Here is a 12,724-nt window from a genome sequence, read left to right as displayed (position 1 = left end):
CGAACTCAGTCCTCGTCGGTGTTCATCGGGGGCAGTTCCTTGATGAACGGCGGATCGTAATCGGTCTTGCCGACCTTGCTGGCACCGCCGGGCGATCCCAGGTCGTCGAAGAAGTCGGCATTGGCGCTCAGATACGGCTCCCACTCATCCGGGATGTCGTCCTCGTAGAAGATCGCCTCCACCGGACACACCGGCTCGCAGGCACCACAGTCCACACACTCATCCGGCTGGATGTAGAGACTGCGACCACCTTCGTAGATGCAATCGACCGGGCATTCCTCCACACATGCCTTGTCCATCACGTCCACGCAGGGCTCCGCGATGATGTAGGTCACCAGACACTCCTTCGCTGCAAACGCTCTCGGGTCGGCACGTCACCTCGTCAACGGCCGATCGACGGTGCGAGGGCTGGTCGCACCCGACGCGGGTGGTGGCACGGCAGCTCACGCCACGCACACGTGTCGTCCTACAGTATCGCCCCCGGCACCGTCGCTTTCGACACCCGCCCCTGGTCACCGCCCGCACCTGAGGTGTAAATCACACCACCTGCCCGTTGCGCTCACCATGACGACAACCCTCGCGCAAACATCTGCGTGCATTCACCCTGGTCGACGTGAGCACTCCATCGCTTTGGTGTCGCCGGCGCTGTCGAATGTCCCGCCCTGCGACCACCAACCCGTAGAACCCAGGAGACCTCATGACCGCAACCCTGCCCTCCCGCCGAGCCATCGCCAGCCGAGACCACGGCACCAGCACCGGCACCGGCACCCATGCCGGCGCCGGACGCTCCCGCCCGACGGCGAACCTCCCGACACGCCTGCGCCCCGCCGACCTGCTCCGCATCACCGATCAGGGCGTCGCCGACGTCATCGACGGCCGATACGACCACCTGCTCCCCGAGTCCTGGGACCCGGTGGAACGCTGGTCGACGCGCCTGGAGTCCGACGACGACCTGGACCTGTGGCTGATCAGCTGGACCCCGGACCGCTCCACCGATCTGCACGACCACGCCGGTTCCCTGGGTGCGTTGACGGTTCTGTCCGGCGACCTGCGGGAGTACCGCTGGACCGGACACGACCTGGCCCTGCGCATCCTGACCGCCGGTGACCAGGCGGCCTTCCCGCTGGGCTGGGTGCACGACGTGCAGCATCACGACAGCACACCACCACGTCGGGACCTGCTCGACGCCGACAGCCGCGGCGACGACACCGCGATCGACGTGCATCCCGGTCCCACCCTGAGCGTGCACGCATATGCGCCGCCGTTGACGGCGATGTCGTTCTACGAGGTCACCGAGAGCGGCTCGCTGCGCCGCACCAGGACCGAACTGACCAATGAACCGGAGTAGCGTCGGCGGGCATGGCGATGACGATCGATGACATGCTGCTGCGGGCCCGTGACGGTCTGGTCCGGCTGCCCGCCGAGGACCTCGCCGCCGAACTCGAGGCGGGCGCCGTCCTCGTCGACATCCGTCCGGCGGCCCAACGTGCCGCCGAGGGCGAGGTACCCGCAGCGCTCGTCATCGAACGCAATGTCCTGGAATGGCGATGCGATCCGGCCAGCGACGCCCGCATCCCACAGGCGGTCGACCATGACGTGCGCTGGATCATCCTGTGCTCGGCGGGTTACACCTCGAGCCTGGCGGCCGCGTCGCTGCAGCAACTCGGACTTCATCGGGCCACCGACGTGATCGGCGGATTCCAGGCACTCGCGCAGATCGCGGACTGACGCCTCGACCTCGACGCTCCTGGCCCGCTCAGGCGACCGCCGGCCACGGAAGCGGCACCGGGCACACGTCCGCCGCCAGACCACTGTTCGGATCACTCAGTGCCGCAACGTGTTCGGCCAGTGAGGCATCGATCCAGGTGGCGCCGTCACGGATATAGCGCGGTTGTGCGGTGAGTCGTTCGGTGAGCCGGAACCCGCATGCCGCGGTGATCTCGGCGAGAGCGTCCAGATTCGGCCACGGCCGTTCGGGATTCACGTGATCGGGGGTCAGCGGTGACACCCCGCCCCAGTCGTCGACGCCGGAGGCGATCAGCGCCTCGCATTCGGCGGCCGACACCAGATTCGGTGGTGCCTGGATGCGCATGTGCGGTCCGAGGACCACTCGCGCGGTGGCGACCGCGGCGAGGAATTCGGTCATCTCGGCGTCCGGTGTGCCGCGCATGGCGGTATCGGGTTTCGCCCGGAAGTTCTGCACGATGACCTCCTGGATGTGGCCGCCCGCCCGGTGGATGTCGGCCATCTCCAGGAGGGATCGCGCACGCTCGATGAGGCTTTCGCCGATGCCCACCAGGATGCCGGTGGTGAACGGAATCCGCACCGCACCGGCGTCGCGCAACACCTGCAGGCGGACCAGCGGGTCCTTGTCCGGACTGCCGTGATGCGGTTGCCCCTTCTCGGTGAACAGTCGGCGATCGGTGGTCTCGAGCATCATCCCCATCGACGGGGCCACCGGACGCAGCGCCTGCATTTCCTCGGCACTCATCACGCCGGGATTCAGGTGCGGCAGCAGGCCGGTCTCGGTCAGCACCGCGACCGCGGCGGCGGCGACATAGTCCAGCGTGGAGGCATACCCCCGCTCGGCAAGCCATTCCGCGGCCTGCGGCCACCGGTCCTCGGGACGGTCACCGAGGGTGAACAATGCTTCCTTGCAACCGAGTTCGGCACCCTTGCGGGCGATGTCGACGACCTCGTCGAGGTCGAGGTACATGCCCTGACCGGCGCGGGTGAGCTTGCCGGGGATCGTCACGAAGGTGCAGTAATGGCAGCGGTCCCGGCACAGTCGGGTCAGCGGGATGAACACCTTGCGTGAGTAGGTGACCTGGGCGCCGCGGCCGTCGGCGGCCAGACCCTCGTCGCGGAGCCGGCCGGCGATCCGCTGCAGGGACTGCAGATCGTCACCGGCACAGGACAAGAGCGCGGCGACGGCGTCGACGTCGAGGTCGGTCCGGGTGCGCGCCTGCTCGAGTGCGGCGGCGATGTCGGGTGCGGGCATGCTCAGGTGTCACTCCTCTGCGTCGGTGGGCGACGATTCCGGGTGGCCGGGGTGGCGGAAGGGCGCCGGGTCGAAAGTGCCGTTGCGTTCCCGGAAGGACGCCGCGGTTCCCGGCCACAGCAGCGTCAGGCGACCACTGTCGGGGTCGACATACCAACTGTCACAACCGGTCAGCCAGACGGTGTCGGCGGCGCGCGCGTCGATCTCGCGGGTGTAGGACCGCTCGGCGGCGGCGGTCACCTCCAGCGGCGTGGGGTCGGCGGCCAGGTGATCGAGCGCCCCGAGGAGGTAATCGAGTTGCGTTTCGATCATGTAGATCGCCGAGTTGTGGCCGAGTGCGGCGTTCGGGCCGTCGAGGACGAACATGTTGGGGAACCCACTGACGACCGTCGACGCGTAGGACACCATCCCGTGGGCCCAGTGGTCGGCGAGCAGATGCCCGCCGCGGCCGGTGATCCGGGTGGCGACCGGCGGTCGGGCCGCCTCGAAACCCGTTGCCATGACCAGGATGTCGAGGTCGTGACTGCGTCCGCTGGCGGCCCTCGCCTTCGATTCCGACACCGATTCGAGGGCGCTGGCCTCGAAGACGACGTGCTCGCGCAACAGTGTCGGATAGAAGTCGTCGCTCAACAGGATGCGCTTGCAGCCGATCTCGTAGTCGGGGGTGAGATCGGCCTGCAGCACCGGATCGGTGATCTGCGATGCCAGGTGATCCAGTGCGCGGGAGCGGATCTCGTCGATGTCCGGATGCAGTCGCAGGCGTTGGGCGAACGCCGCGTCGGCGGTGGCCAACAATTCGTCGCGATATTGTGCGGCGGCCCGCGGATCCCGCAGCCGGGCACGCTCGTCGGCGTCGAGTTCCCGGTCGTCACGGGGCACCACATAGGGTGGCGTCCGGCTGAAGACCACCAGCTCGTCGGCGACGTCGGCCAGGTGCGGAATGACCTGCACCGCCGACGCCCCGGTCCCCACGACGCCGATCCGCATGCCGGACAGGTCGAGGGCGTGATCCCATGCGGCGGTGTGCATCACCGGTCCGTCGAAGGTGGCCAACCCGTCGATGTCAGGGATGACGGGCTCGGACAATCTACCGACCGCCAACGTCAGCACACGGGCGTGCAACCGGCCCGCACCGCTGGGACCCGCCGTCGTCAACCGCCACAGACGTTCTACGGAATCCCAACGCGCCGAGGTCAATTCGGTGTTCAGACGAATACTCGCCGAGAGCCCCTCGTCGCCGACGGTCCGTTCGAGATACGCGCGGACCTCGGCGCCGCTGGGATAGACCGACGTCCAGTCGACGGGCGGGAGAAACGAGAAGGAGTACAGATGCGCCGGGATGTCGCAGGCGATTCCCGGGTAGACGTTGTCGCGCCACGTTCCGCCGACTGCGTCGGCGCGTTCGAGGACGACGAAGGATTCGGTGCCGCGCCGGGCCAGGTGGGTCGCCAGCCCGATCCCGGCGAAGCCGGCTCCGACGATGGCGACGTCGACGGTGGTGACGTCGACGGCGGTGTCGGTCACCGAACGGCCCCGTCGAGTCGCAGCAGGCGATCGGGCGCGGGGTCGGTGTAGGCGGTGGTCCGCTGCCGCAGAATCCGCCCGCCGCGGTCCGCGAACCCGGTGAGGGCCTCGACGTCGAGGACGCGGCCTGCCTCGGCACCGGCCTGCGGCAAGAGGACGCCGTCGAGCAGCACTCCCCCGATGTCGTCGACGCCGCCGGCGAGCACCGCATCGACGGTGTCGGCGTCGAGTTTGGTCCAGGCGACCTGCAGGTGATCGAAACACCCGAGGGTCATCAACCTGGCGACGGCGTGCAGCGCACGGGTCTCCCGTGTCGACGCCGTCGCCACCGCCTCGGCACGCAGATGCGCCGGGGTGTTCTGCGCAACCATCGGCATCAGGATCAACTCGCTGAATCCCTTTGTCCGCGTGGCGATGTCGCAGAGCAGTCGAAGGTGGTCCACCTGGTGGGCGGGCGTCTCGAGATGCCCGTAGAGCAGTGTCGCGGTGGAGAACAGCCCCACCTGGTGCGCCGCTTCGATGACCTCGGTCCACTCGATGACCGCGCTGGGGACGCCGGGCGGGGCCAGCGCGGCTCGCACCTCGTCGTCGAGGATCTGCGCGGCGGTACCCGGTACCGAACCGAGCCCGGCATCGCGAGCACTGTGCAGGAAGTCGTCGATGCCGATACCCATCCGGCGTGCACCGTCGCGGATCTCCGGCGGCCGCAACGCGTGCAGATGCACCGGCGCCGCCGCGGTGATCCGCTCGATCAGACGGAGATATCCGTCGGCCGGGGCATCTTCCGGCAAGGGGCCCTGCATGCAGATCTCGGTTGCGCCGCCGTCGACCGCCTCGAGCACGAGGTCCTCCAGCGACGGCCCCCGCGTCGGAAGGGTCGCGGCCACCGCGGTGTCAAGATTCCGGTTGACGACGAAGGTCAGCGTGTCGGGATCGGTGACCCGGCGGCGGGCGGTATCGGCGAGTGCACACAGGTGCTCCAGCGCCGTGCCGTCGGCACCGAGCAGCGCGACCCACTGTTCGTCCGATACGTCGGCCGGGTCGGCGGTCACCGCGGCCAACGCCGCCGTCACCTGCTCGACGGGGGCGAGACGATCGGTCGCCCACGCGCGCAAAACCATGTCCACACTGTAACCGTCGTGAACCCACCCACTGTTCTCGCCGGTCCCATCCGGCGGCGTCGCCCGGCGCCCGTGCTACTCGATGTCCGGTTCCGGCAGGCGGCCCGACCAGACGAGCGCCATCGGCAGTCCCAGGCCGAACACCATCAGCATGAGTGTGGCGGCCACGGTGGTCCCGCCGAGGTAGAGCGCGGCGTCGCCGCCGGGTCCGCCGAACGCGGCGACGAGCACCACGATCAGCCACGCCACCAGCGGCCCGAACCGTAGCGGCCCGTCGGTGTGACGAGCGGCCAGCCAGAGCAGGATGACGTTGAGTATCCCGGCCGCGACGGCGACCACGGGAATCGGCTGACCCCAGAACCGCAGGTAACAGAATCCGACCGAGAGGAGACCGACGACCAGACCGTCGAGGATCAGCAGCCCCAGCAGGATCCGGTCGGCCGGACGCATCAGCGCGCCACCCCGCCGAACAGGTCGGCGCCGCGTGTCCCGGTGGGCTGCGCCGCGTCGCGCCGGATGAAGTGTTCGTGGGTGAAGACGGGCTGCAGGATGTTGTTGGACAGGGCGTATTCGGTACCCGAGGCCGCCACCGTCACCTGGGTGGCGTGCGCCGCGAGCGCTGCCGCCTTGCGGTCGAGCACGGAGGTGACGTCGATCTCGGTGGTGATCTGATCATCGGGGTAATCGGGCAACTCGCCGTCGGCAGGCATCCGCCAGCCGTGCGGGACCCGGTCGGCGGCGACGGCCAGACCCACCGCCAGGGCCGTTCGTTCGGTCACCGACTCATACACCGCGGGTTGTCGTCCGGTGCGCTCCGCGGCGATCGGCAGGGCCGCCACCGAGGCCTCGTGCACGGTCTTGTGGTCCGGATGTCCGTAGGTGCCCGCGGCGTCATAGGTGACCACGACCTGCGGGTCGAATTCCACGATCTCGTCGACCAGCGCCGCCACCACCTCCTCGAAGGGTGCCTGGGCCAGGGCGCGGGGATGCTCGGCCGACGGGGTGCCCGCCATCCCGGAATCGCGCCAGCGTCCGGCGCCGCCGAGAAACCGCGGACGCAGTGGCTCCCGACCCTCGGGGGTCAGTTCGGCCAGGGCGCGGGTGAGTTCGTGGATGCGGTAGCCGCCGAGTTGATCGGCACCTCCGTCGGCGACGAGCCGGGCCCACTCGTCGCCGATGACCTCGCCCTCCTCACCGAGGGTGAAGGTGAGCACCCGCACGTCGACGCCCTGCGCCAGATGGCGGGCGATGGTGCCGCCGGTCATGATCGTCTCGTCGTCGGGATGGGCGTGCAGGAGCAACAGGCGTCGTGACGGGGTCATCGCACATCCCAGGTGGCCGCGGTCCCGTAGACGGAGACCTGGATGGGTCCGGACAGCGGCACCCCGGTGACCGCGGGTGTCAACGCGACCACCATGCTGTCCTGGTAGAGCGGCAGATAGATCGCCGCGTCCGCCAGCAGTGGCTCCGCGTCATTGAGCAGGTCGGTGGGGTCTTCGGCCGAGAGTGCCGCTCGCGCAAGGTCGATCAGTGCCGGATCGCACACGCCCGAGATGTTGCTGGCGTAGACGCTGTCGGCACCGGAGGCATCCTGGCTCGGCGCGACACTCGTCGGGGTCGGCGGCGTCGACAAGGAGGGTTCGGTTCCCGGCTTCGGCTGGTCGCAATCGACCTGGGAGGCGAGGGCCGCGGCCGGCGGCACCCCCAGTCCGGTCCAGCCGACGACGAGATCGACCCGGGACTCGGTGAGCGCGACACCGTAGAGGTCGCTGTTGGGCAGCGGTACCACCACCGCGCGGACCCCGTTGGCACGGAGCTGATCGACGATGTTCGACGCCGCCGACGTGGAGCGCGGATCACCGCTGATCGAGCCCACCCGCACCACCAGGTCCTGGCCGTCGCGCTGATACGGCGCAACACCTTCGGGAACCGCCGGGATCGTGGTGGTCGACGACGGCTCCGACGACTCCGGAGCGGACTCGTCGGCCGGGGACGACGGGGCGGTGGTACTCGCCGACCCGGAGGTGGGGGCCGAGGAGGCCGTGCCGCTCGCCGGCGTGTTCGACGCAGTGCTCGATGCAGTGTTCGACGCCGCCGCTCCCCGCCGGTATCCGGCCGCCGCGAGCAGACCGTCGATGGCCTCGGGGCCCGGACGCGTCCGGGTGACCGGGAAATATCCCGGATCGGTCGGCGCGTACACGGTGTTCGCGTATTGCGCCACCACCCGGTCACCGGCGCTGGCCAGGGTCGCGAGGTTGGTGTCGATCATGCCGAGGATCGCGCGGCGGACCTCTACCCGGCTCATCACCGGGGTCCGGGCGTTGACGCTGATCGTCAAGGCCCGCGACGTCGGGCTGCGCTGGTCGGTCACCCCGGGTACCGCCGCCAGTTCGGCGGAGGTGGCCGGACCGGCACCGACCGTGGCCATCGCCGAACCGCCGGAACGGATCGAATCGATCATCTGCGAGTCGGTACCCGCGCGCCGCAGCACGATCTGATCCAGCGTCGACGGCGTCATCCAGTAGCGGTCGTTGCGGATCAACCGCACCTCGTCGCGGGTGGTGTCGATGGAGAACACCTGAAAAGGACCGGCCGACACCGGTTTCCCGGAGTCCATGCCCGTCTGGAAACCGGCCGGTGCGCCGCGCAGGACGTGGCTGGGCAGCAGATCAGTGAACAACTCACGCCACCGCGGATAGGGCTGGGCGAACCGGACCTCGACGACCTTGCTGCCGGAACTCGACGTCACCGAGTCGATCAGCCGGTACCCGGCGGGGGCCACCACATTGGGTTGCCGCGACATCTGCTGCCACAGGTAGTTGAAGTCGTCCCCGGTGACGGGGAGCCCGTCGGACCACTGTGCGTTCGTCTGGATGCGGTAGGTCACGGTGAACGGGCTCGTCGAGGTCACCTCCGCCGAGGTGACCACCGCATCGTTGCGCTGCCACACCACCCCGTCGGGCGTCTGGATGGGCAGGAAGGCGCTCGGCAGGGTCATCGCGGCGATGGCCGTGGTCACCGGGCTCTGATCGGCACCGAGATGCGGGTTGAATCCCGCACCGATCGATTCGGTGGCGACGTAGATGGTTTTCTCGTTCGGGTACTCGGCCGGGGTCTGCGGGGTGGCGGTGTCGCGCACGGGCGGTGGCGGGTCGGCGGTACACCCGGCCATCGCGAGGACCGAGACGACGGCCGCCATCATCAGCGACCACCGACGCCACCTCGAACTCACCCGTCGGTGCACCCGTGCCTGCTCCTCCACCAACCGTTCACCCCCACACCTGCATGACCCCCGACTTCAACGCCTCGTACGGATCAGCCCGCGGCGGCGTCGCGCGTCTTGGCGCGCGACCGTTCCCGGGCGCGGGTCGTGGCATCCAGGTGCACCTTACGCACCCGCACCACCTCGGGGGTCGCCTCGACGCACTCGTCGCCGGCGCAGAACTCCATCGCCCCCTCCAGATCCAGCTGCATCGGCTTGGCCAGGGTTTCCATCACGTCCGCCGACGACTGACGCATGTTGGTCAGCTTCTTCTCGCGGGTCACGTTGATGTCGAGATCCTCCGCACGTGGGTTGATGCCGACGACATGACCCTCGTAGGTGTCGTCGCCGGGATCGACGAAGAAGGTTCCGCGGTCGGCGAGCTGGATCATCGCGAACGGGGTGACGGTGCCCGCCCGGTCACTGACCAGCGAGCCGGTGTGCCGCGCCCGGATCTCGCCGGCCCACGGGCCGTAGCTGTCGAAGACGGCGTTGGCGATGCCGGTGCCGCGCGTCTCGGTGAGGAAGTCGGTCCGGAAACCGATCAGGCCGCGCGAGGGCACGGTGAACTCCATCCGGACCCATCCGGTGCCGTGATTGTTCATCTGGTCCATCCGGCCCTTGCGTGCCGCCAGGAGCTGGGTCACCGCACCGAGATACTCCTCGGGGACATCGATGGTCAGGTGCTCGAAGGGTTCGTGCACCTTGCCGTCGACCTTGCGGGTGACCACCTGCGGCTTGCCGACGGTGAGCTCGAAACCCTCCCGGCGCATCTGCTCGACGAGGATCGCCAGGGCGAGCTCGCCACGGCCCTGCACCTCCCACGCGTCGGGGCGGCCGATGTCGAGCACGCGCAGCGACACGTTGCCGATCAACTCCGAATCCAGCCGGTCCTTGACCATGCGGGCGGTCAGCTTGTGGCCCTTGACGCGGCCGGCGAGCGGGGAGGTGTTGGTCCCGATGAACACCGAGATGGCCGGCTCGTCGACGGTGATGCGCGGCAACGGAACCGGGTTCTCGGCGTCGGCGAGGGTGTCGCCGATCATGATCTCGGACATGCCCGCGACGGCGACGATGTCGCCGGCGACCGCGGACTCGGCGGGTGCCCGGTCGACGCCGATCGTGGCCAGCAGTTCGGTGATCTTGGCCCTCTCCACGACGGGCTCGCCGTCGACTTCGCGGCACCATCCGATGGTCTGGCCCTTCTTCAGGGTGCCGTTGTGGATGCGGACGAGCCCGAGACGCCCGAGGAAGGGCGACGCGTCGAGGTTGGTCACGTGGGCCTGCAGCGGGGCGTCCGGATCCCCCTTGGGCGCCGGGACGTGCTCGAGCAGAACGTCGAAGAACGGGTCGAGGTTCTCTCCCTCGGGCACCTGACCGTTCTCCGGTTCGACGGTGCTCGCGATGCCGGCCCGGCCCGAGGCGTACAGCACGGGCAGATCGAGCACCAGCTCGGCGGCCGCGGCGGCCTCCTCGTCGAGATCGGAGGCGAGATCGAGCAGGAGGTCGTGGGTTTCCTCGACGACCTCGGAGATGCGGGCGTCGGGGCGATCGGTCTTGTTGACCACCAGGATCACCGGCAACGACGCCGAGAGTGCCTTGCGCAGCACGAAGCGGGTCTGCGGCAGCGGCCCCTCGGAGGCGTCGACGAGCAGCACCACACCGTCGACCATCGACAGACCACGCTCGACCTCGCCGCCGAAGTCGGCGTGACCCGGGGTGTCGATGACGTTGATGACGACCTCGGTGCCGTCGGGCTGACGACGGTGCACCGCGGTGTTCTTGGCGAGAATGGTGATGCCCTTCTCGCGTTCGAGGTCGCCGGAGTCCATGACGCGGTCGACGAGCTCGGCGCGCTCACCGAACACCCCGGACTGCCGGAGCATCGCATCGACCAGCGTGGTCTTGCCGTGATCGACGTGCGCGACGATCGCGACGTTGCGGAAGTTGGGAGCAGCGCTCACTGAGATCTCTTTCGTGTGCTTGGGGTGGGCCGACGATCAGGCCATGGGACTGACGACAGCTGACAGGGTATCGGGTCCATCCGGGAGACCGCGATCACAGCAGGTCGACCGGCACCGGCAGGGCCGATGCTACGGTCATGGGCATGGGCAAGCCCAACCCGGCGAAGGTACGCGATCTGACGCCCAAGAAGAAGTGCTGCAGGTCGAAGACCCGCTGCGTCCGCTGCCCCGTCGTCATCCACCGGATGGCGAAACTCGACATCGCGGGCATGAGCAAGAAGGACCTGAACAAGGCGCTCAAGAAGGCTCGCGCGGCCTGAGGCGCCGGCGGCACTCACCTACCCACGGACAGCGCTCAGCTCCGCACTGACAGCGCCCTCTCCTGCGTTGACAGCGCTCACCTCCTCACTGACAGCGCTCCCCGCACCGTTGACAGCGCTTCGTACTTCACTGACAGCGCTCTCGATGTCGTTGACAGCGCCCGGCCTGACGTTGACAGCGCCCTCACCCGCAGCGATCAGCCGATCGCAGCCTCGACGACGCCGACGAGGAGTTCGCGCACATCGAGGTCGATGATGTCGGCGACCGGGTCGAGTGCGCGGGTGGAGGCCAGCACCGCGATGCCGTGGATCGACGTCCACAACGTCACGGCGCGACGCCACCGACGCCCCTCCGACATGGGGGCCTCTCGCTTTCCCGACGGTGCGGTGTCGATCGCCGCGTCGAGCACCCGACGGAGTTCGGTCAGCAAGGGCACCGACAGGCTGCGCAGGTCACCTCCGGCACCGTCGAGGATGTCGTGCCGAAACATCAACGCGAACATGGCGCGTCGCCGGACCGCGAAATCGACATACGCGGAAGCGGCATCGAAGAGCCGGGTCCGCGGGTCGCAATCGCTGCCGAGGATCGGCCCCAGCTCACCCGCCAGGTCCTCGAGACCCGACCGGGCCATCGACGCCAGCAGGGATCGGTGCGTCGGGAAATATCGGCGCGGCGCCCCGTGCGACACCCCTGCCCGTCGTGCGATCGCCCGCAGGCCCACGCCGTCGATGCCCTCGGACTCCAGCAGCTCGATCCCGGCGGCGACGATCCGGCCGGACGTGGAATCCGCCGGCGTTGCACTCGTCGAACTCGTCATGTAGACATTGTCTACCAGTTGCGGCGTAGACATTGTCTACGGTGACCGATGAGGGGGAACCATGTGGTACGCGCTCGCCAAGTACGCGGCGATCGGACCGATCCTGCGCATCGTGACCCGCCCGCAGGTCGTCGGACGCGAACACCTGCCGCGTAACGGTCCGGTCATCCTGGCCGCGAACCATCACGCGTTCATCGACTCCCTGCTGCTCTGCCTGATCTCCCGACGACGGGTCACCTTCGTCGCCAAGAGCGAGTACTTCGAACGTCCGGGTGCGATCGGCGCCGCCACCCGATGGTTCTTCTCGGCCATGGGCCAGATCCCGATCGATCGGCGCGGCGGCGCACACTCGGATTCCGCGCTCGGTGCGGCCATCGACACGTTGACCCGCGGTGAGGTCTGGGCGATCCACCCCGAGGGCACGCGCACGCCGGGTGACGCGGTCTATCAGGGCCACACCGGTGTCGTCCGGGTGGCCCAGGCCACCGGTGCGCCGATCATCCCGATCGGCCTGCGGGGCAGCGCACGGGTGAACCCACCACACACCCGGATCTGGCGTCCGCACCGCGTCGCCGTCGTCATCGGACGCCCCGTCGAATGCGAAGACATCGCGAACTCCGACCCCCGGGCCGCCACCGACAGGATCATGCGCGAGGTGGCCGTCCTGGCCGGGCAACCCTACGTCGATACGTATGCCTCGCGACCATGAGCCTC

At 68.8% G+C, this 12,724-nt stretch carries 13 protein-coding genes; 4 read left to right on the top strand and 9 right to left on the bottom strand.

Annotated features, from left to right (window positions below):
* Positions 1-5: 5 nt before the first annotated feature.
* Positions 6-338 (bottom strand): ferredoxin, encoded by a 333-nt coding sequence (gene fdxA / locus ABLE94_RS14330; RefSeq protein WP_348807259.1) that lies wholly within the window; start codon positions 336-338, stop codon positions 6-8.
* 359 nt (positions 339-697) lie between these two features.
* Between fdxA and ABLE94_RS14325 the strand changes: the two genes are divergently transcribed.
* Complete coding sequence (locus ABLE94_RS14325) at positions 698-1,348, top strand: cupin domain-containing protein (RefSeq protein ID WP_348807233.1); 651 nt, start codon at positions 698-700, stop codon at positions 1,346-1,348.
* 11 nt (positions 1,349-1,359) lie between these two features.
* Positions 1,360-1,728 (top strand): rhodanese-like domain-containing protein, encoded by a 369-nt coding sequence (locus ABLE94_RS14320; RefSeq protein ID WP_348807232.1) that lies wholly within the window; start codon positions 1,360-1,362, stop codon positions 1,726-1,728.
* A gap of 28 nt (positions 1,729-1,756) precedes the next feature.
* Here ABLE94_RS14320 and cofG read toward each other — a convergent pair whose 3' ends face one another.
* From cofG to typA, 7 genes are all read right to left on the bottom strand, one after another.
* Positions 1,757-3,001 carry a 7,8-didemethyl-8-hydroxy-5-deazariboflavin synthase CofG gene (cofG, locus tag ABLE94_RS14315; RefSeq protein WP_348807231.1) on the bottom strand — a complete coding sequence of 415 codons (1,245 nt, stop codon included), beginning with the start codon at positions 2,999-3,001 and terminating at the stop codon, positions 1,757-1,759.
* A 9-nt stretch (positions 3,002-3,010) separates the two neighbouring features.
* Positions 3,011-4,525, bottom strand: a complete 1,515-nt coding sequence (locus tag ABLE94_RS14310) for a flavin-containing monooxygenase (RefSeq protein ID WP_348807230.1) — start codon at positions 4,523-4,525, stop codon at positions 3,011-3,013.
* Positions 4,522-5,646, bottom strand: a complete 1,125-nt coding sequence (locus ABLE94_RS14305) for an FO synthase (RefSeq protein WP_348809082.1) — start codon at positions 5,644-5,646, stop codon at positions 4,522-4,524. The genes ABLE94_RS14310 and ABLE94_RS14305 overlap by 4 nt, the downstream gene beginning before the upstream one ends.
* Before the next feature lie 75 nt (positions 5,647-5,721).
* Positions 5,722-6,096: a facilitated glucose transporter gene (locus ABLE94_RS14300; protein ID WP_348809081.1), complete on the bottom strand. Its 375-nt coding sequence runs from the start codon at positions 6,094-6,096 to the stop codon at positions 5,722-5,724.
* Positions 6,096-6,968, bottom strand: coding sequence for an N-acetyl-1-D-myo-inositol-2-amino-2-deoxy-alpha-D-glucopyranoside deacetylase (gene mshB, locus ABLE94_RS14295; RefSeq protein ID WP_348809080.1), 873 nt, complete (start codon positions 6,966-6,968; stop codon positions 6,096-6,098). The genes ABLE94_RS14300 and mshB overlap by 1 nt, the downstream gene beginning before the upstream one ends.
* A complete protein-coding gene (locus ABLE94_RS14290; RefSeq protein ID WP_348809116.1) occupies positions 6,965-8,848 on the bottom strand; it encodes an ABC transporter family substrate-binding protein in 1,884 nt (627 codons plus the stop codon). Before ABLE94_RS14290 ends, mshB begins: the two co-directional genes overlap by 4 nt.
* A 113-nt stretch (positions 8,849-8,961) precedes the next feature.
* Positions 8,962-10,872, bottom strand: coding sequence for a translational GTPase TypA (typA, locus tag ABLE94_RS14285; RefSeq protein ID WP_348807226.1), 1,911 nt, complete (start codon positions 10,870-10,872; stop codon positions 8,962-8,964).
* Positions 10,873-11,015: 143 nt separating this feature from the next.
* Here typA and ABLE94_RS14280 point away from each other — a divergent pair, with 143 nt between their 5' ends.
* On the top strand, positions 11,016-11,192 hold the full coding sequence (locus ABLE94_RS14280; protein ID WP_348807225.1) for a hypothetical protein: 177 nt from the start codon (positions 11,016-11,018) through the stop codon (positions 11,190-11,192).
* Between the two features lie 197 nt (positions 11,193-11,389).
* On the opposite strand, the gene ABLE94_RS14275 is transcribed toward ABLE94_RS14280, so the two are convergent.
* Entirely contained in the window at positions 11,390-12,010 is a 621-nt protein-coding gene (locus ABLE94_RS14275; protein ID WP_348807224.1) for a TetR/AcrR family transcriptional regulator, read from the bottom strand.
* A gap of 61 nt (positions 12,011-12,071) precedes the next feature.
* Between ABLE94_RS14275 and ABLE94_RS14270 the strand changes: the two genes are divergently transcribed.
* A complete protein-coding gene (locus ABLE94_RS14270; protein WP_348807223.1) occupies positions 12,072-12,719 on the top strand; it encodes a lysophospholipid acyltransferase family protein in 648 nt (215 codons plus the stop codon).
* Positions 12,720-12,724: the final 5 nt, after the last annotated feature.

It is taken from the genome of Gordonia sp. VNK1, from assembly GCF_040049135.1.
GTDB classification, from domain to species: Bacteria; Actinomycetota; Actinomycetes; order Mycobacteriales; family Mycobacteriaceae; genus Gordonia; species Gordonia oleivorans.
The sequence above is the reverse complement of the archived record's forward strand: the minus strand, read 5'-3'. Positions and strand labels throughout refer to the sequence as shown.

What these genes read in the sequence shown, in the direction of transcription:
- ABLE94_RS14280 (WP_348807225.1), top strand. Translation starts at nt 11,016, where the DNA reads ATGGGCAAGCCCAACCCGGCGAAGGTACGCGATCTGACGCCCAAGAAG.
- cofG (WP_348807231.1), bottom strand. Translation starts at nt 3,001, where the DNA reads ATGCCCGCACCCGACATCGCCGCCGCACTCGAGCAGGCGCGCACCCGG.
- ABLE94_RS14305 (WP_348809082.1), bottom strand. Translation starts at nt 5,646, where the DNA reads ATGGTTTTGCGCGCGTGGGCGACCGATCGTCTCGCCCCCGTCGAGCAG.
- mshB (WP_348809080.1), bottom strand. Translation starts at nt 6,968, where the DNA reads ATGACCCCGTCACGACGCCTGTTGCTCCTGCACGCCCATCCCGACGAC.
- ABLE94_RS14320 (WP_348807232.1), top strand. Translation starts at nt 1,360, where the DNA reads ATGGCGATGACGATCGATGACATGCTGCTGCGGGCCCGTGACGGTCTG.
- ABLE94_RS14275 (WP_348807224.1), bottom strand. Translation starts at nt 12,010, where the DNA reads ATGACGAGTTCGACGAGTGCAACGCCGGCGGATTCCACGTCCGGCCGG.
- ABLE94_RS14270 (WP_348807223.1), top strand. Translation starts at nt 12,072, where the DNA reads ATGTGGTACGCGCTCGCCAAGTACGCGGCGATCGGACCGATCCTGCGC.
- ABLE94_RS14290 (WP_348809116.1), bottom strand. Translation starts at nt 8,848, where the DNA reads ATGATGGCGGCCGTCGTCTCGGTCCTCGCGATGGCCGGGTGTACCGCC.
- ABLE94_RS14300 (WP_348809081.1), bottom strand. Translation starts at nt 6,096, where the DNA reads ATGCGTCCGGCCGACCGGATCCTGCTGGGGCTGCTGATCCTCGACGGT.
- ABLE94_RS14325 (WP_348807233.1), top strand. Translation starts at nt 698, where the DNA reads ATGACCGCAACCCTGCCCTCCCGCCGAGCCATCGCCAGCCGAGACCAC.